General features: G+C 42.8%; 12 protein-coding genes and 2 pseudogenes. 7 read left to right on the top strand and 7 right to left on the bottom strand.

Going from position 1 to position 20622, the window contains the following annotated elements; all coding sequences use genetic code 11:
• Positions 1-217: 217 nt before the first annotated feature.
• The 7 genes and pseudogenes from JMV76_RS09470 to JMV76_RS14860 all read right to left on the bottom strand — a co-directional run.
• Positions 218-904 (bottom strand): methionine ABC transporter permease, encoded by a 687-nt coding sequence (locus tag JMV76_RS09470; protein ID WP_045453498.1) that lies wholly within the window; start codon positions 902-904, stop codon positions 218-220.
• A gap of 19 nt (positions 905-923) precedes the next feature.
• Positions 924-1694: a methionine ABC transporter ATP-binding protein gene (locus JMV76_RS09465; RefSeq protein ID WP_201502507.1), complete on the bottom strand. Its 771-nt coding sequence runs from the start codon at positions 1692-1694 to the stop codon at positions 924-926.
• 543 nt (positions 1695-2237) lie between these two features.
• Complete coding sequence (locus JMV76_RS09460; RefSeq protein WP_201502506.1) at positions 2238-4427, bottom strand: sensor histidine kinase; 2190 nt, start codon at positions 4425-4427, stop codon at positions 2238-2240.
• A 102-nt stretch (positions 4428-4529) separates the two neighbouring features.
• Positions 4530-5252, bottom strand: a complete 723-nt coding sequence (locus JMV76_RS09455) for a response regulator transcription factor (RefSeq protein ID WP_045444030.1) — start codon at positions 5250-5252, stop codon at positions 4530-4532.
• Positions 5253-5549: 297 nt separating this feature from the next.
• A complete protein-coding gene (locus JMV76_RS09450) occupies positions 5550-6842 on the bottom strand; it encodes an efflux RND transporter periplasmic adaptor subunit (protein WP_201502505.1) in 1293 nt (430 codons plus the stop codon).
• Between the two features lie 679 nt (positions 6843-7521).
• On the bottom strand, positions 7522-7992 hold the full coding sequence (locus JMV76_RS09445; protein ID WP_227690265.1) for a transposase family protein: 471 nt from the start codon (positions 7990-7992) through the stop codon (positions 7522-7524).
• A 79-nt stretch (positions 7993-8071) separates the two neighbouring features.
• A pseudogene (locus JMV76_RS14860) lies at positions 8072-8257 on the bottom strand (helix-turn-helix domain-containing protein); the annotation flags it as partial.
• A gap of 190 nt (positions 8258-8447) precedes the next feature.
• Between JMV76_RS14860 and pilG the strand changes: the two are divergent.
• The 7 genes and pseudogenes from pilG (at position 8448) to JMV76_RS09405 (ending at position 20608) form a co-directional block, all read left to right on the top strand.
• Complete coding sequence (pilG, locus tag JMV76_RS09435) at positions 8448-8825, top strand: twitching motility response regulator PilG (RefSeq protein ID WP_045453505.1); 378 nt, start codon at positions 8448-8450, stop codon at positions 8823-8825.
• A gap of 282 nt (positions 8826-9107) precedes the next feature.
• The gene (locus tag JMV76_RS09430) at positions 9108-9470 is read left to right on the top strand and encodes a response regulator (protein WP_045444033.1); all 363 of its coding nucleotides are present in this window, start codon (positions 9108-9110) and stop codon (positions 9468-9470) included.
• A gap of 3 nt (positions 9471-9473) precedes the next feature.
• Complete coding sequence (locus tag JMV76_RS09425; protein ID WP_055124771.1) at positions 9474-10004, top strand: chemotaxis protein CheW; 531 nt, start codon at positions 9474-9476, stop codon at positions 10002-10004.
• Positions 10005-10520: 516 nt separating this feature from the next.
• Positions 10521-11594: pseudogene (locus tag JMV76_RS09420) on the top strand (methyl-accepting chemotaxis protein); the annotation flags it as partial.
• 145 nt (positions 11595-11739) lie between these two features.
• On the top strand, positions 11740-12681 hold the full coding sequence (locus tag JMV76_RS09415; protein WP_374190056.1) for a CheR family methyltransferase: 942 nt from the start codon (positions 11740-11742) through the stop codon (positions 12679-12681).
• Positions 12682-12711: 30 nt separating this feature from the next.
• On the top strand, positions 12712-19614 hold the full coding sequence (locus tag JMV76_RS09410) for an Hpt domain-containing protein (RefSeq protein ID WP_201502502.1): 6903 nt from the start codon (positions 12712-12714) through the stop codon (positions 19612-19614).
• Positions 19604-20608 carry a chemotaxis protein CheB gene (locus JMV76_RS09405; RefSeq protein ID WP_201502501.1) on the top strand — a complete coding sequence of 335 codons (1005 nt, stop codon included), beginning with the start codon at positions 19604-19606 and terminating at the stop codon, positions 20606-20608. Before JMV76_RS09410 ends, JMV76_RS09405 begins: the two co-directional genes overlap by 11 nt.
• Positions 20609-20622 lie beyond the last annotated feature (14 nt).

The following is a 20622-nucleotide window of genomic DNA, read 5'->3' as shown; positions in this document are numbered from 1 at the left end:
TTCCTTAATAAGAGGGATGGATGGGATGGAGGGCAAACGCTGGCCATTAAAAAAGCAACATTAGGGATAGTAATGCTGCTAAGTTAACGACTGTTAAGTTAGTATCAAAATTAAAGGGTCTCAGTAACAAAGTCAAGCATTTTGCTTAGGATGAATCGGCATTAAACCCTGAGTATTATTCATATTAGCGTTAACTGACTTTGTCTAAGTCTTTTTTCTATCGTTTATCCAAACGGTTAGCCAACCAATTACCCGATGCTTGAATGGAGACGACCATTATTGATAGGACAATAACGATAAAAATCATCACCTCCGTTTGATAACGATAGTAGCCATAACGAATGGCTAAATCCCCCAGACCACCGCCGCCAATCATACCTGCCGCTGCTGAATAAGAGAGCAGGCTGATACAGAGAATCGTCACGGACAATACCAGTCCTGAGCGTGCTTCATTGAGTAAGACTTTAATAATGGTCAAAGGACGTGCGCCCATAGACTCGGTCGCCTCAATGATACCGCGTGGCACTTCACGTAAGTTTTGCTCGACCAAACGGGCAAAATAAAACGAACCTGCAATGGCGAGTACCAATGAGGCCGCAATCGGTCCAATACCCGTGCCAACGATAGCCTTAGTAAATGGGCTCATGGCAATCATCAAAATGACAAATGGGAAAGCGCGCATAAAGTTGGTGATACCACCAAGCAGACCATACAATGTTTTGTTTTGCAAAAACTGTCGATCACTGGATAAAAACAAAAATATGCCAAACAACCCACCGATGACAATCGCCACCGTCGTTGAGATGCCAAGCATAATAAATGTATCAATAAACGCGTTCACAATCTCTTTGCGCAGGGCAAACAGCTTGTCTATCGAGGCGGACAATTCACTACCAGTTAACATATTTATTTCTCCTGCCTCATTAGTCTTCGTGCACTAAGCCTTTGCCAATCGGGGTGGTCGCCTGAATCAGACCGTCTCTAACATCTGCAACTTCCAAGAGTTGACCTTGATGCAGTAATGCGGCGCGATCACAAAGCCTACGGATGACACTCATCTCATGAGTCACAATCACAATGGTGACGCCAAGTTGTTCGTTGATATTGCGTAGACAAGTCAACAAGCTGCGGGTCGTCGCAGGATCAAGCGCACTGGTTGGCTCATCAGCCAATAATACTTTAGGACTGGGGGCAATCGCTCGGGCAATACCGACACGCTGTTTTTGTCCGCCTGACAGCTGCGCAGGGTAGTGACCAGCGCGGTCTGTTAGATCAACAATCTCTAGGCAATCCATCACTCGTTTATGAATGTCGCGGCTCGGATATCCTGAAACGGTTAAATTAAAGGCCACGTTGTCAAAAACAGTACGATTGGACATCAGATTAAATTGCTGAAAAATCATACCAATATTATGCCGAGCGATACGCAATTCACTGGCAGACAATGTGGTCAGGTCGGTGCCATCGACGATGACTTGACCAGCATCTGGACGCTCAAGAATATTGATTAGGCGTAGCAAAGTAGACTTACCTGCACCCGAGTATCCCATTAGGCCAAAGATTTCGCCTTGCTGGACAGATAACGAGGTCGGTTCAACGGCAGTAAACCAATGTGGTTTGCCATCTTTGTCTTTGATTGATCGGTCGCTTAAAAAACTCTTGGTCACATTGTTTAAGACAATCATGTCATTCATGGAGGGCTCAAAATTCAATAATTTTTTTAATAGTCACAAACGCGCTGTCGGGCCTCTTTAACAATGTAAGAAGCCAATTAAGAAACAACCGTTAATAACCGTATAATAAGGGGCGCTAATATAGCATATTATCGAGCACTTTGGATATGAACATCCGTGACAGGCTTATGATTAATAGCTATTAGTAAGAGGGGTTTTGTAGAATATGAGTCGCGACGATCGAGTAGAATGAAGTGTCTGTTCATAGCACCTTATATAGTCGATTCAATTTAAAAGTATTACTGCGTTAACCTCGCTTGAAGTATTAAATATACATCTACACTCGGTTGCCTTGTACTACTTTTAAATTGAATCGACTATAGCATCGCTGACTAGGTCGTGTCCTTATTTTAAAAATGGTGATGAAAATGAGATAAATTGCCGTCGAATAAGGAAAATAGCGCAAATAATATCGAGACATTGATACGCTATTTGACGATGTTTGGCAAAAATTAGCCATTTTTAGCCCATTTAAAGGTTAATAGAGTGAATTGAAGAAACGCCCTAGTCATGCTGGTGATAATGTGGGTCGTGCTTGACTGGTATGACAACTAAAAACCTGGTATGTCCATTCAACGTATCAGTAATGATGCGCCCTTGATGGGCGGTAACGATTTGTGATACTAGCGATAAGCCTAGTCCAGAACCTTTATTTTTTTGTTGCAACCGCACAAATGGGCTAAATACTTCTTCACGTTTGTCTTCTGGAATACCCGTGCCTTCATCAATCACTGCTAATACTGCATATTTCGGTAATGGGCGTACAGGATCGGTCTTGGCCTTTTTTAGATGCTTGGCAAACAACCCTTCTTTACGTGGCGTACTGAGTATTTCTGTAGGATTTTGAGTGTTATTTTGAGCATCACCCTTGTCGCGTGTATTGCCACCTTTATTTATTATGGCACCTTTGGATTTAGGAATTGCATCATTCAAGGCAGTACTCTTAGCGTCATTGATAACTGCAGACGGCTCTTCATTGTCAGGAACTGCTTTCCAAACCATCTTTTTAATTTTGTCAGTCAAATCATTGGTAAAGTTATGATAATTAGCAATCAATGAGGATGCGCTGGTGCTTCCAACGGTATCGTTACTGTTGACTGCATTTGTCGAAGTGCTTGAGTCAGTTTGAACACTATCCACATCAGTAGATTCTGTTAAGGTTGCACAGGTCTCAATAGAATCAATGTCGCTGTTGGTATTAATATCAGCCTTATCTATTTTAGTCTCTATATTTACATTGGTATCGGTATCGGTATCAATATCGGAATTGAGATCATGCTCAACCGCAATATTTTCTCCGTTTCTATATATCGGTGGTGCTGGCAACACGATAATAGCATCCGTTGCTTCAGATTTAACTTTACCAGTACTATGAGAAGAATCGTTTGAGTGTGTATGACTATGCGCAATATGATTATTCGTATTGTCTTCATTAACCTCGATTGGTTCGTGATAGGAGTCAAAATCAGAGCTATTATAATCGGCAAAGCTACTGCAGAGTATCGTTTGTAGCAGGTAATCAGGTATGGTATCTGCTTCATCAATAGTTTGCACACCATACAATAGTACCGTCACGGGTGGCTTGCCGTGTAGCATGGCATTGGTTAACAAGTTACGAATCAAATGGGTCAACATCGATGATTGACCCTCGATCACAATATGTTCACCAATGAGCGTCGCTTCAGGATAATGTTGCCGCTCTTGATTCACCAGATCGTATAAGTCTAAGCTTTCAACTTGCTGCAAGGCATGACCGGCGTCTAAACGACTCACCAGTAGGATACTCTCTACCAAATCATTGAGCCCTGACAAATCACGGTTAATCGCTTGCGCACGTTTATCAAACTTTGCTTTGGTATCAGATGGTAGCGCTCCTGCGAGCATATCCATCATCTCAATCTGTAAGCGGATACGAGTAATGGGGGTACGTAGCTCGTGAGAAGCATGTGCTAAGAGCAGGTTATTGGCATCGATAAGGTGTTCAATTTTTTGTGCTGCTTGGTTAAATCCACGCGCTAGTGAGGCGATCTCATCGTTACCACGAGCATTCACCCGTACGGTAAAATCACCATCACCCAGTTGCGCCATCTGCTGGCTCATCTGATTGATGCGCCAAGTGATGGTACGAGCAATCCACCATAGGACACCTGCCATAATCAGTAATAGTAGTAGTGTGCCAGTAAATAAATTCAGCGCAGAAGAGAGTACTGGTTTTTTAGGCGGTAAGCGTGATTCATACAAAAGCGTATAGCCGGTGCTGCTATAAACCTGAGCTTGCTTGGTAGGGGAGGTGTCTGCGAGAGAGGGAAAAACGCGTGAAAATAAAGAGGGCGGTGCGGGCAACTCCAATGGCAAATCGCTGTTATCCGTTTGCATTAGCAATCGACCTTCGCTGTCATACAAGCCCATCTTTGCCTGTAATGACTCATCAAAGATATCAAAGCTCTTTTTGACCACTGCTAGCATAAAGCGCGCTTGCAAGCGATTGTCCTCACTAACAGAGATATTCAGCTCATGCAAGAAAGGGTCTATTTGTCCTAAAATCTGGGTAGCCAATACTTCTGATCGAATACTTGCATCTTTATCGTGTACAAGTTGCGTCAACAGCACCATCGCCACTGCAAATAAAATAAGTGCCAGCATGACACTGGCAAATAATTTGGCAAATACCGAACGAAATCCCAACTGCTGCATTAAACCATCTCTACTATCAGCCGTTTATATCGACTCATACTTCTAATTTGCATAAACAAATCAAAAGTATGGTTTTTATCGATTAATTTGCCGCTTTTGTGATCAAACCTGATCAGTGGCAAATTGATAACCAACACCGCGTACCGTAATAATACGTTTTGGCTGGCGTGGGTTGTCTTCAATTAAAGCACGCAGGCGCGAGATATGAACATCAATGGCGCGATCGATATTATCTGAGCTGTCATCATTGGGCATGGCTTGCCACAGTTGCTCGCGATTCAGTACTTTACCAGAATGGGTGGCAAAGTAATGCAATAATTGAAACTGATGCGTCGTTAAACGAACAGGCTCATCGTCGATGGTCACTTCATGGCTGTCAGGAAAGACACTCAAACGACCAAAGGTCAAACTGTCAGACTGGCTATCTGCTTGATTGGGCTGCTCATGACGGCGAATAACAGCACGGATTCGAGCGAGAAGCTCACGTGGCTCAAAAGGCTTAGATATATAATCGTCAGCACCCATCTCAAGACCTAGCACGCGATCGGTGGTATCACCTTTCGCGGTCAACATGATAATTGGCACTTTATTGGTCATGTTGTTTTTATTGCCGCGAATTTTTTGACACACTTGCATACCATCCATGTCAGGCAGCATTAAGTCAAGCACGACCAAATCAATGTCACGTTCTTTAGCATCCAATAAATCAAGCCCTTCTTGACCAAGCCCTGCATGATGGACGTCATAATAATTCATGGTCAGGTAATCGCTGATTAACTCAGCTAGATCAGGATCATCTTCGATTAATAAAATCTGCTTGCTCATGGGTTATCCTCTAGTTGTTGTTATGGTTGGCCAAACGTTTCATCTGTTTTGATATTTTGTATCGCGATAAATACATCGCTGATTTTAGGATCTCAAACAGTTAAACGATTAAGCCTCTAGGTTCTCAAACTTTCTAAGATTTCTCAAACTTTCAAGATATTGAGTCATTTAATACCAATGATTCAGAATACTCGGTTAATGCTATATATTATACGGTCATATTGCCTAATTAGGCAGTTACAAAACAAGAGAGGCTTTGTTAATGTTTCTACACAATGTAACTGTCAGCATGCATAGCTATGAGACATTGACTTTTTTACCTTTAGCATCAGCCGGTAAATCAGCCAAACAAATCAAACTGTCGTTGCTAATGCCCGCAATTAAATACTGCTTTGTGATAGGGTCATATTCGACTACTTCAATAGGCTGGCGTGTCAGGCGCTGATCCTGTCCAATAATCCACACGTTAGCAGTCAACGGTGACAGAGGCTTATATGGTGACGTTTGTAATTCTGTCAAGTCAACATCGTGCAACGCGCGCTTAGGTACGATAGTGCCCACATCTATTTGACCATAATTAACCCGCCCCGTGACTTTCATATCTGGCAATAATTTGTCTCGACTTGCTTCATTGTCAATGACGTTAACATAGACCAACAGCTTTTTCGGCTGGCTGGTCGCGGTCAGTTTACTGACTTGTCCTGTGAACTGTTCCGACATACCTTCAGCTGTAAAATTGACAGTCTGACCAACCGAAAGTTGCGGTTCTGCTTGGATAGGTAGGGTCGCGATAAAGTGTAATTTAGTTTCATCGCTAAGCTGTAATAAAGGCGTGCGCGCCTCTAGTCTTTGATCTGCTTTGGCATATAAGTTTTTTACACGGCCAGAAAAACTGGCACGCACAGTGACCAAGTTATACTGACTCTGCTGCGGTTTTGAGCTCGCCGTGCTATTGGCGCTGGTTTGGTCATTGTTTTTAAGGTTGCCGACGGCGTTTTTAGGAGCGCCCACTGTGGTGTTTGCTGCTGCCTCTTCTTTGTTAGCAATTGGGTCGTTTTTAGTGGTTGTTGCACCATTTTCTGCTGTAGGCTGATTTAGTTTTGAGCTAGCGTCTGTTTTTTGTGAGTGTGTTTGCTTTACATCAACCGCATCGTTCGTCATCTCAGAATCTGGGGCAACGCTGTTCGATGCCGAAGATTGTGCCTTGGCTGGGTTGGATGCATCTGCTGTTTTGCTTTCTGATTGCACGCGTCGAACAATAAGCAGCGGCATATCTTTTTCTACCCATTGACCCTCAGTAACTTGTATTTCTTCGACGTTAATGGGGTATGCAGCGATAAGCTTAGTCTGTTTGATAGGTTCGATCTTACCTTGTAAACCAAGACTGGGCTGATAACGTGAAGGTTTTATGCTCAATATATGATCTGGCGTCATGGTCACACTATCGTCGGTAATGACAATAGGGGTATCTACAGTCTCACTGTTTTCTGCAGTCACAGGCTCATTGGTAGGCGGTGATGGCTGACAGGCAGCAAGAAGAAAAGCACTCAGTAGATAGGTGCTATTTTTTAAAAATTTAGAAGCCGTCATAGCAGTCACCATAGTAGTCATCGTTTTATTATATAGTGAATTGCAACTGGGTGAAATAAGTGCAGAAAACTTAATAAGCAGCTGGCATTAAGGCTATTAAATCCAGTCATTAGCTAAGGTAGGAATGACAGCAAGTTTGAACAAATTTTTATATTACTGACCAGTTCGAATATTGGCTCACTCATAACTGGAAATTAGTCGATAACTGTGCTAAAACAAACATAACAAAATACAATGATACATTTTTATCACAAAAGAAAATTATTCAGCAATGTGTCAAGCGTTTCTATATAATGCAGAAATATCATAAGGTTGATGGTTCTTCTACTTCGGGCTTACCTCTTTTATCGTCATGGTCATCAGTAATAAAAGGTACTTTACCTTGTTTTAGACCAAATACGGTTGCAGTGGACGATAATAAAAGCAAAATAAGTCGTCTAAAAAGCCATAGATTTGGCGCAATTTAGTAAGCTTATTAATTAGAAAGTGCGTATAGTAGCCCATGTTGACGCTCTGGTTGACAGGCGGATACTGGCAGCTGATATGTTGACTGTCATAACATATGGTAATGCAAATTTAGCGTCTCATATCAGTCCAATAATGAATGATATGACAGGTTGAAATAACCGTTAAATTTTTGCATTGATGGATGGTATTAAGAATAGACCTCTTGCAAAAGTCATAAACCAAGCTCGAAATTAACAACACTGGCGAATAGCTTCATTCTAAGATCATAACGCTGACGACGGTTGCGATACTTATGAGCCACGATTTTGAACAACTTGATTAAGCCTATTTTGTGCTCAACCATAATACGAAACTTAGCCAGATAGTGATTGGCTTGTTTGCAGAGCGCTAACAGCTGACCACCACGTGGCTTTTTAAAGGGGGTGAAGCTTTGTTCATGTAACTTTGCAATGCCCTGATAGCCACTATCGGCTAATAGTTTAGTGTCACAAGGAAGCCAGTCAGGACAAGTATCTTTATACAGCTTAAAATCGTGCACTGACCCTTTGGACGTTTGAATATCTAATATTAAGCCTGTTTTCCAGTGGACGATCACTTGCGCTTTTAAGGTGTGTTGTTTCTTCTTGCCGCTGTAGTACTCTCTTTGGTTTTTTTGGACGCTCAATTGGGGTTTCAGTGGCATCGACGATGACGACTGTCCAATTCATATCGTCATCGGCTCTACTAGGCAGCTTTTTAGGCAGTTCAAACTTGCCTGAATCAATAAGAACATCTTCTACTTTACGAAAGATACGACTGGCAGACGACTCATGAATGCCAAAGTCCATACTGATGTGGTACAGCGTTCGATACTCACGCCAATAAGTAAGTGCTAGTAGTATTTGTTCTTCAAGACTAAGCACGCTTGGTCTACCTGATTTAGTCTTTTGTGCTTCACATTGCTGCATAGCATCCAGCATTTCATGGAAGGTCGCTTTATGAATGCCTGTATAGCGTTTAAAGCCTGCATCATTTTTTTTGAGTAGTTTATCTATGTTTGGCATGGTTCCTAGCCAGTTGTGGATGTGTTTCTTATATTAAATCTCTTTGCTACTTTTGCAAGAGGTCTAATAAATAGTCGTTTATAGGACACTGATAATGGAAAATAATTTTGATGGTTTAAAAGTAATGGTGATTGATGATTCAAAAACCATTCGCCGTACCGCAGAGACTTTATTACAAAAAGCGGGTTGCGAAGTTGTGACCGCCATTGATGGTTTTGATGCTTTAGCAAAAATTGTCGATAACAATCCAGATATTATTTTTGTCGACATCATGATGCCGCGTTTGGATGGCTATCAGACTTGTGCGCTAATAAAAAACAACCCTGATTATGCCAGCAAACCTGTGATTATGTTGTCGTCTAAAGATGGCTTATTTGACAAAGCGCGTGGTCGTATTGTGGGTTCAGATGAGTATCTGACCAAGCCATTTAGTAAAGATGAGCTGTTCGAGGCAATTAATCAGTACCGCTAATATATATAAGTCCGCTTGTAGATATATCGTTAAATATCGTCTTACAAGTTGGTATGATTTATGCATTGCTATGCTTTATATAGAGTCAGATAAATTAGGCTAGGCATTACGGTTAAGAGATTTAGTATTGATAAAATATTACTAATAACGGCTCAATATTTAATCGAAACTGTTAAGAGAGTTGCCCTGCCATTTATGGTTGGCGTGCTACTTTCAGTCGGATTGTCTCAATAATATAACAACATATCCTTATGGATACTTTCGAAAATAAAGGAAATTCCTATGACTACAGTTTTAGTCATTGACGACTCACCATCTGAGATGGCGAAATTTCGCGACATGCTTGCCAGACATAATTTTAAAGTGTTAGAAGCCATAAATGGTGAGCAAGGTTGCCAGATGGCCATTGATCACTTACCAGATGTCATTTTAATGGACGTGGTTATGCCTGAGATGAACGGTTTTCAGGCCACTCGCAAAATTACTCGAGGTAAAACCACCGCGCATATTCCAGTGATTATGATCAGTACCAAAAATCAGGAAACCGATCGAGTTTGGGGAAAACGCCAAGGCGCTAAAGAGTATATGGCAAAGCCCGTTGATGAAAATGGATTGGTTAATATCATCCGTAAAGTAATGGAGTAGATTGTGGCTTCCAGAGGGTTTATTGAGCTTCTGCGTTTAGCAGACTTGGCACGCGCGCGCAAAAGTGGTCGCCGCGGTGGACAAGAGTATGACTGGCAAGGTGTGGTATTCGAGATTGGCGGACAGCGGTTAGTTGCACCGATGGGTCAAGTATCAGAAGTATTGGCCATGCCAGAGTATACCAGCTTGCCTCTAGTGAAGCCTTGGATGCTAGGCATCGCCAATATTCGCGGACGCCTATTGCCAATCACCGATTTGTCTCAGTTTCTACAGGTTCCTAGTCGTTTAACGCAAATGAGCCAACGAAAAGTCATTGTTATTGAACATGACAATCTCTTTTCAGGACTGTTAGTGGATCAAGTTATTGGGATTGAACAATTTACGCATGATCAATACCGTGCAGAAGCTATAGAGCCTAATTCGCCCTTTGCTCCTTATAATCACGGTAAGTTCTTTAAAAATGAGCAAGATTGGTATGTTTTTATGCCAAGCCTGCTCGCACAAGACCTGCAGTATACCGATGCTGCAATATAGCAGTCGATAACAGCTATCTGGCTGCTATAACGATGACGAAATAATAGCGAATGACATGATACGGTTGGGTGTCAGTATTCATACAGGCTTTGCTAATCACTGTTGTTTTTATAACAATAAGATTGTCAAAGTCAGTCACGATGAGACTTTGATGATTGTGTGAAAGGAATACGTACGATGAGTGATGTTATAAAGAAACCTGTAGCTGGTACGAACAATACAACAGATGGCAAGGACGCTAATAGCAAGTGGAAGTTATTGTTAGGGTTTTTTGTGCTAATAAGTGTGGCCTGCCTGATTTGGCTGGTCAATTCGTTATCGTCAGTAAGTCAGTACTTGGCTGATTTTAATCAATCCGTTACTTTACCAGCGATTATATTTGTCGTAGGGGTATTAGGCATCCTCTTTGCTCTGTATCAGTTACTGAAGCAGCGTGGGGGATCAGAGCGCCTACTCATTGAAAAAGAAACCTTGCGTCGTCGTCAGGAAGCAGAAGCGGAATCTGAGCGAGCGCGTCAAATTCAAGAAGAAAACGAACGTAACCAGATTGCTATTCTACGTTTACTTGATGAATTGGGTGATTTAGCAGAAGGTGATTTGACGGTTAATGCCACCGTATCAGAAGATTTTACTGGGGCAATTGCTGACTCAGTGAACTTTGCGATTGACCAATTACGTCAATTGGTTTTGGTTATTAACAACACGGCTGACCGCGTTTCGCAGTCTTCAGACCAAACACAGATGAATGCAGTCGAACTTGCTGAAGCATCTGAGCACCAAGCACAAGAAATTGCTGGTGTATCAGCGGCTATTAATGAGATGACAGTATCGATTGACCAAGTTTCGAACAACGCTTCAGAATCAGCGACTGTTGCTCAGCGCTCAGTAGCTATCTCTCATAATGGAGCGGAAGTTGTACAGCGCTCTATTGAGGGTATGAACGTGATTCGTGATCAGATTCAAGAGACCTCAAAACGTATCAAGCGTCTTGGTGAGTCTTCGCAAGAAATTGGTGATATCGTTGGTTTGATTAATGATATTGCTGACCAGACCAACGTTTTGGCATTGAATGCTGCTATTCAGGCATCGATGGCAGGTGAGGCCGGTCGAGGCTTTGCGGTCGTTGCTGATGAAGTCCAACGTCTTGCTGAGCGTTCAGCTAACGCTACCAAACAGATTGAAACCTTGGTGAAAACCATTCAGGCAGATACCAACGAAGCCGTTATGTCAATGGAATCGACGACCTCTGAAGTTGTGCGCGGTGCACGCTTGGCAAAAGATGCTGGTGAAGCCCTAGAAGAAGTGCAGAGCGTTTCTAATACCTTGGCTGACTTGATTCAAAACATCTCAAACGCCGCTTTGCAGCAGGCAGAATCTGCTGGTCACATCTCGCATACGATGAATATTATTCAAGATATTACCTCACAGACCTCTTCTGGCACAATGGCAACCGCGCGCTCTATTGGTGAGCTGAGCGAAATGGCTGCAGCATTGCAAGAGTCAGTCACTGGTTTTAAAGTGTCGAACGATGATGAGCTACTAGAAAACGAGATGTTGGACACCGAAGAAGCGTTATCAGCAAGTGTGTAATGACAAGTGTTAACGTCAAGTAGGTGTTAGACCACTGACCGTCTTTAAATTAATGTGTTAATAATATGCTGTGCAGATACGATGATTTGCAGCAGTGACTATAGCAGGTGACGTGAATAATTTTACTCAACCAGACAGCAATCTAATCAAAGCAGTCAAGCCCTCGTTGATTAAGGGTTTGCTGCAGGCAGACAGTTTTGATGTGCAGCAGTGGCAGCGATATATAGAACAAGAGATTGGTTTCGTTCTACCCAATGTCCAGCTGCAATGGTTGATAAATGCGATTGAACACACGGCATTATCACATGGATTGACAGTTGAAAAGCTGTGGTGTCAACTACCAAAAAACGATGAAATACGCCAGCAGTTATTGGATAAAGTACTGATTCACGAAAGTCGTTTTTTTCGCCATATGCCTTCTATCGATTTTGTCACAAAGTGTGCATTACAGCATCAGCGCCAGCAGCTTACTGCTACTAGTACTGATCGTGGTCACAACAATGATGCTAATGATTTATTTCGCATTTGGAGTGTTGGTTGTGCCAGTGGACAAGAAACATGGTCATTGGCGATGAGCTTGGCTTCTGAACAATTGATTAATTATACGATATTGGGTACGGATGTTAGCCAACAAGCCATTACGAAAGCACGATTAGGGCAGTATGATAAGCGGCAGCAGTCGTTAATTCCAGACCTGTGCCAGCAGTTCGTTCAGCCATTGCGAGCTAAGTGTGATATCAGTCAATCGCATTTTTATAAGGTGTCTACCGCAAAAAAGGCGATGACTGGCACTCAGACCGACTGGCAGATTGCGCCAACATTACGACGCTATGTTAGCTTCGCTTTACACAATATTATTGAGCAAAAGCCACCCACTTCGCACCTTCAGCATGTCATTATCTGTCAAAATATGCTGCTATATTTTCGCAAGTTTGATCAGCGTGATATTTTGGCAAGGCTATCAGAGCAGTGTGTGTTAGGTGGATATATTATATTGGCTCCAGGTGAGGCGTTGTTTTGGCGTCCTTCAAATATGCGCCGTATTGCGCACCCACAGGTTAATGTGTGGCAAAAAATTAATGCCTAGATTAGTGCCTAGACAAGTTAGGATAACCCTATGAAAAACCAGCCCAATGACATAGTGACGCTTGAGTGGTTATTACCACTGTTTAATCAGCAATTATCACAGATATCTGATGGCTGGCAGTTAGACGCTGATAGCACTGATTACGAGCAGATGGTGCAACATTATCATCAGGTTGGCGGCGCGCTAACGATGATTCGCCTTAATTTGTTAGCAGATCTTGCCAATAAACTGAGCTTGCTGGCAGACCTTAGCAGTCGCGATCGTATTTCTGCTAACGACCGCCGCATTGGTCAGTTTTCTCATCGCTTGCTACAGCGTGAGTTGAATCAATACGCAGGTATGGGTAATCACAACACCGTTTTAATTGATAATGCTGCTGACGAGCTTACTCAAGCACTAGCGAAACTGGGGGTAGCGCCAGATATCTCGGTCAGCTTGGCGAATACTCAGCATAAGAATCTAAATAATCATGCTATCGATGATCATATTATCGATGGTATTAATAGCATCGAAGTGATGATGCCGGCGAATAGAACGGCGACGCATTTAGCTGATTATCACTATCAACAATTATTACTGGTTTGGCGACAGCAAGTACAAGCGTTATTGAGTGCCAATACCAATCAACCGTCCTTATTGACTACACTAGAAAGAGTCAGCCAATACTTATGGCAGACCACTCAACATGATGACTTACAACGCCTTTGGTACTTAACGGAACTGTTGCTAAATGACCTTGCTCATAATGATACCCCATTACCTGAGCATTATGCGTCATTGCTAAGTCAGCTGGATCAAGTAATAGAGTCTCGCACTCAGCAAGCTGAGTTATCATCAAGCGTTATTCGAAGCTTAACCATAAAGGTGTATATCGAACTAAATAACCTTGCTCAAAGTAGCAAGCGTACTCAGTTACTCCTAAATGATTTGTCGCAAACGTCGTCAACGGGATCACGTTTTTTACCACGTATACTCAGTGAGCTTGAGACACTTATCTTTACTTTGGATAAGCCAGACACGCTTCTCGTTCCTTTACAGAAAATACAAAGTCAACTCGAAGGTCGAGGTTGGACTTATTACGTGTCGCAAATACATGCAATCGTTACAGACATAGAGCAGGCTCTATCATCAGAAACAGGATTTGCGCAAGAACAATGGCAGATTGAGCGTCAGCTTCAAGAGCTATATAACGCTATCTATCATACTGAACAGACGATATCTCTCAAGATAGGGGATGCCGCTTCTTTTACGACATTGTCTGCAACGTTTGAAGATATTGACACGCAGTCGGAAGAAAGTCCTGCGACGGCTTCTGTTGGTGGAAGTTTACGTGAGCTGCGCATCGCGGTAGAAGATGTCAAACAAAGCTTCCATGAATATGTACAGCGTCAAGACACTGACTTACTGCCCATTGCTGCTGATTTTACCGATATTGGCGATGCTTTTGCCGACATGGGATTGCCATCAATTCGTCAAACCATGAATGATATGGCAAGTCTATTTACACAATTGACCATTCATGAGATTGACGTACTCAGTTGGGATGTGACTCAGGCATTGGCTGAAGGACTAACGTCTATTGAATTGTTGCTTGACTACCTTGCGCAGCAGGTTTTTGACCCGCAGCTATTAATGCGGGCAAATGAGTATACTGCGACTGCCGCCCAACTTCTGACTCATTATATTGCATCGCCAGAGACCATTAAAGACACTTTCCTTACCCAAAAATCCGTAGCGACCAACGTATTGCGTTACGATGATAGTGGCGAGATTGCTCCTGCTAATAGTCAAAATGATGTTGCTAACCAAGCTTTGACTGATGTAGATAATGAGCGTGTGGTAGGGCAAGATACGGCTGATGATGATAGTACCGAGAGTGAACCATTAACGCGTGCTCGTGAGCAAGTTAAGCCTGATAATTTTGAGATGGACGCAGAGATTCGTGACATCTTTATCGAAGAGGTGACGGAAGTCATTGCTGATTTAGAAGACTTTCTACCTATCTGGCAGCAAGATTCAAAGGATTTAACCCCACTCACTGAAGTGCGTAGAGGGTTCCATACTTTAAAAGGCTCAGGACGTATGGTTGGGGCTTTTAGCATCAGCGAGATGGCATGGTCGATCGAAAATCTGCTCAATCGCCTGTTAGATAAAACGCTGCCTGTCACAGATGAAGTTGTAAGTCTGGTGATGAATACGGCAAAACGTCTACCAGCATTAGTGGTAGATTTTGAAGTACAACAATCTCCAAGCTTTGATCCTGCTGTCACTATTCTACAAAGCCATAACCTCATGACACAGCAACCTATCAATGCTGGGCTGACCATATTAGATGCTGTCACTGCTGATTCAGACTCAGCACTATCTCAACCATTTGATGATGATGCTGAATTGCTAAGTGCTCTCGACATGAGCAATGAGTCAAGCGAGACAACTGCTGATAGTACAAAGAGCACTGCTGTTGCTTCCTTATCTGCCATTGATATTCCAGCGATACTAAAACCCTTTATGCAAGAAACCGAGCAGCTAGCGGCAGATGCTCATGATGCCGATCCTGATATTAAAGAGATATTCTTAGAAGAAGCTGATGAAGTATTGGCTGAGATTGTACCTTTATATGAAGATTGGCGATTATTGCCAGCTGACTTAAGCGGATTGGTAGATATTCGTCGTGGGTTCCATACCTTAAAAGGTTCCGGTCGTATGGTCGGTGCAAATTATACGGCTGAGCTGGCTTGGGCTATAGAAAATATGCTTAATCGCATTTTGGATCATAGTGTGACTGTCTCAGCAGATATGCGTCAGCTTATTGCTGATGTGCTAGCTGCCTATCCTACGATGCTAACAGTATTTGAAAATGACAGCCAAAATTATCCAGCGATGGTGCCTTTATGGATCGCATGCGCCAATGCTTATAGCAAACAGCAAGGGGACGAATTTAGCTATTCTGCCTTGTATGAGCAAGCATCAAATAGTTCTGAGGATGAGACCATCCAAGCGTCAGCACTATCGCCTGCTATTGATGAGCATAGCCCTACCCAAGATAATCTTAATACAGCGATAGATACCACGCTGCAGACGATTAATTCTGTCAATGAAATGATAGCAGAAGCGCCTATTTATTTAGCACCGCAAAGCGAAGAAGAAAAAATGTTTTGTGAGATTTTTATCGACGAAGCAGAAGGACTATTGCAAGATATTGACCAATTCGTTGATGAGCATCAAGATCAGTTTTATATTGAAGTAACGGATGAGATTGTACGCGCATTCCATACCTTGCGAGGGGCTTCAGGTTCTAGTGCTTTAGCAGCGATCAGCGAGGTTAGCGCAACGATAGAGCATAGCTTAGAGCTACTGCAGCAGCAAGATACTGCCATGAATGCTCAACATCTAGAAGCATTGGCGAAGTCTGCTACGCTAATGGACGGTTATTTAAACAACTACAAGCAAAACGTTCAGCCGCAAAATATATCGATCGAAGATGCACAAAGTCAGCAAGACATAGCCTCATTGCAAGCCATGCTTGGTGAGCAATACGTCATTAGCGATGATAAGGTCACGGCTGATAACAAGCCAACGATAGAGCAGTTGTTAGACAGTAATATTGATGAACTGTTGGATGCTGAGTGGGAGTTAGATGACGCACTTAATCATTCTGAGACAGCACATGTTCAGGGCTATATATCGCAGCAAATATCGCAAATAGCTTACTTAGCCAATAAAGCAGAAGCGTTTCCAAAATTCACCTATATTCTCAATGAGTTGGGTCACGCTTATGCCTATTTGAAAGATAATATTGATACAGCAAGAAAGATCGATACCCAAGCGGTTTTACACGCTGGTCATGCTCAATTGGTTGGTTTGTTCGACGCATTGGCTGGTAGCACGTCATTGAAGATTGACCAACAAGTTATTGAAGATCTACAACGTATTTACCAAGACGATGATAGCAATGGTGATGAGAGTGTCTTTGTCGTGAGAGCCGTTGCAGCACCTGAGCTACAGCTTGAATCTATTGATACTGATGCTGAGCTATTAGAGATATTTTTAGAAGAAGCTCAAGAGCTTGATGCCGCGCTGGATGAGAGTTTTAATAAGTGGCGTACTGATATCAGCAATATAAATGCGCTAAAAGTTTTACAGCGCCATCTGCACACTATCAAAGGTGGTGCGCGAATGGCAGGTATTCGTAGTATTGGTGATCTGACCCATGAAGCTGAAAGTGTCTATGAAGCATTCGTAGAAAATAGAAGAATACCGACAGCACAATGGCTTGAAATAATGCAAATAGTGCAAGACACAATGTCGTTGCAAGTACTGCATATCGTAAATCATAAAAAATCATTTTTTGCCTCAGCGCTGATTGAGCAACTACAACAGTTTGTAAAAGCCCAAGCCTTGCCAGAAACGGTAGAGCTAATCATACCTATACCGAAAACCCACTTCGAACCTGAAATACAAAGTAGGGTGGCTAACAACGCTCACCTCAGTGCTGACGTATCTGATACCTTGAGCCTAGACATGATGATTAAACAGTCATGGGCGAATGGTTTGCCAGATCCTGATATATTGTCGGTGTTTTTAGAAGAAGCTGAAGAGCTCACCAATCGTAATAAGTATCTGCAACTGTTCTTAAAAGATACCAATAATACGACAGCATTACAGGCATTGCAGCGTGATTTGCATACCATCAAAGGTGGCGCACGAATGGTCACCGCAGCTGGTATCGCTGATCTGGCACATGAAATGGAATCGGTTTATACAGATTTTGTAGATAATCGTCGTCCTGCTACCAAAAAAGTATTGGAGTTGCTGGTTGCCAGTCATGACTGGCTTGCTGATGCGATCTCTATCCTTAGACAACATGTCAATCCACCGACGCCTGCGCTATTGATTGAGGCATTGCAGCAATTTAGTAAAAATCCTGACAGCTTAAAGCAAATCCCTAAAGAATCCCTACAATCGCAGCATGAAGCGCTCTTTATTGCTAGAGAACAGCAAGACTCACAGTATCTGGCAAAAGATATTAGCGAGATGCCTTCTATGCTCAGCAGTACGGGTGAGGAAGATCAGAGTGCCAATAATAATGAGATGATTCGTATCTCAGGTGGTTTGATCGAGCATATGATTAACTTGTCTGGTGAGTCAGCCATCAACCGTGCTCGTATCGATATGGGCATGAGTAGCTTGACCAATAGTATCGAAGATATGGGTATTACGGTACAGCGCTTGGCTGATCAGTTACGTCGAATGGAAATCGAGCTTGAGGCGCAGATCTTGTCGCAGATAGACGATGAGCTGATTAATCATGAAGGGTTTGACCCTCTAGAGATGGATCAATATTCTTCTTTAAATCAGATATCCAAATCTTTGGCAGAGTCAGCCTCTGATTTGATTGATATTCATCATACCTTATTAGAAAAAACACGAGACAGTGAAAGCCTTTTGTTACAGCTGTCTCGTACACAGACCGAGTTACAAGATGGGCTTATGAATTCACGTATGGTGCCGTTTACGCGCTTAACGCCACGTCTTGAGCGTATCGTACGACAAACTGCCAATGAGCTGAATAAATCTGTCGAATTAACGATCATCAATGCCGATGATGAGATGGATAGAACCATTCTAGAGCGCATCACTTCACCGCTTGAACATATGCTCCGTAACGCCGTCGATCATGGTATCGAAAATACCTCAACGCGTTTAAAAGCAGGTAAAGAGCGTAGTGGTCGCATTACTCTTGAGGTAAATCGAGAAGGTAGTGAGATTGTCATTCAGTTAATAGATGACGGTCGCGGCATTGATGTAGAAGCCGTTCGTAACAAAGCCATTTCTCAAGGCTTGATTGATGCAAATGATAATAGCCTAACTGATCTTGATATCATGCAGTATATTTTCCATGCTGGACTGAGTACCAGTAAGCAAGTAACGCAGATTTCTGGACGTGGCGTGGGCATGGACGTGGTCATCAGCGAGATTCGTCAATTAGGTGGCGCTGTATCAGTTGTTTCAGAGCTGGGTAAAGGCTCACGCTTTACGATGCGCTTACCACTGACGGTTGCGGTATCTGATGCATTGGTTGTGCGTGCCGCGGATCGCTATTATGCGATACCTTTGGTACAGATTGAGCGTGTGGTACGGATTAATCCAGAAAAGCTTTATGACTATTACCAGTCAGGCGATGCAACATTAAACTTTGAAGATGTTGATTATCGAGTGCGTTATTTAAATGAGATTTTGTCAGGCAATGAGCTGAATGAGCTGGTCGTTAATACCAATACCAGTTTGCCACTTATTATCATCAAGAATCGTAGCGGACAAAATATTGCATTGCAGGTTGATCAGATTGCAGGGTCACGTATTGAAGTCGTGGTCAAACCTCTAGGACAACAGTTATCGAATCTACCAGGTATTTCAGCAGCGACTATCATGGGCGATGGTTCAGTAATGCTTATTTTAGACCTGATTGCTTTGATGCGTAATGCGCAGTTGGTCAAAAATATCTCGCAATCTGCTGATGCTAAACGGAGTCGTTTAGAGTTTAAGTCTACTATTTTAGTGGTGGATGACTCTGTTACCGTACGTAAAGTGACGTCACGTTTCTTAGAACGCCAAGGGTTTACTGTGGCCGTGGCAAAAGATGGTATCGATGCGATTGAGATATTACAAGACATGATACCAGACATGATATTGCTCGACATTGAGATGCCACGTATGGATGGTTTCGAGGTGGCTACTCAAGTGAGACACAGCAAGCGCTTACAACATATCCCAATCATCATGATCACATCACGTACAGGTGAAAAGCATCGTGAGCGTGCACTGGAAATTGGTGTGAATGATTACATGGGTAAGCCATTCCAAGAACAAGAGCTACTTAATAAAATCCAGCACATACTGGGTCAAAAGGTCAGCTTAACTTATGAAGGATAATGCACGTGTTTTGGCGCTAAGAGGAAAAAACAAGGATGATATTAAGGTGATGGTAGTGGCAGAAGACCATCATCAGCGTATGGCCTTTTCAGATACTGTACGCAGTTGTGGTTTTAGCCTTGTTGGCTGTATGTCACGGGCGCAACTGCAAGAAAAACAGGGGCGCTCTGATACCTCGATTGACATCTGGCTAATAGATAGTGATTACGACGACAGTGTGGTAGCCGCGACCACGGCATCTAAACCTGCTGCAGTGTTGGTGGGTTTTAGTCAAGCACCTTATCTAAATGAAGCGCCGCAATATGCCAAATGGCAGCGCAAATTAAAGCGTAAGCTGGCACATATGCTGGCATTACCCGTTTTAATGGATGCACCCGTGCACAAACCTGATAATGCTGATGCAGACTGGCGCTACGTAGTATTTTTGGGTGCTTCTATGGGTGGGCCGAGTGCTATAAAAGAATTTTTGGATAACTTGTCGGCGACGCTACCGGTGTGTATTTTGCTGGCGCACCATTTTAATAAAACGATGATTGGCACACTGCCACGCATCCTGAATCGCCATAATGACTGGCATTGTCAGGTAATTACTTCTTCGCAGCGTTTAAGAGCAGGCCAGTGTCTTATAGCTCCTATTGATAAACAGATTGTTTGTGACTCTACCAGTCGAGTCATATTGCTAGAGCAAGCTTGGGAGGGTGAGTATAAGCCCGCGATTGGTCAGATTCTCAAAAACACCAGCGACGTTTATGGTAGCGAGCTTATCAATATTATATTTTCTGGCATGGGTAATGATGGTTCGCAGTATCTGGATCTTATTCAAGAAAACAACAGTCAATTGTGGGTGCAAGATCCCAGCTTAAGCGCTTGCCCAAGTCAACCTCAGGCGATTATTGATTCAGGGTATTGTGGTTTTATTGGCAGTCCAGCAGATTTAGCACAAAAACTAACAGATTATATTGATGAAAGATTAGTAGTAGCCTCTTTGCATTAACTGATTGTGAGCGA

It is taken from the genome of Psychrobacter cibarius (assembly GCF_904845955.1).
GTDB lineage: Bacteria > Pseudomonadota > Gammaproteobacteria > Pseudomonadales > Moraxellaceae > Psychrobacter > Psychrobacter cibarius_B.
This window is presented reverse-complemented; position numbering and strand designations above follow the sequence as displayed.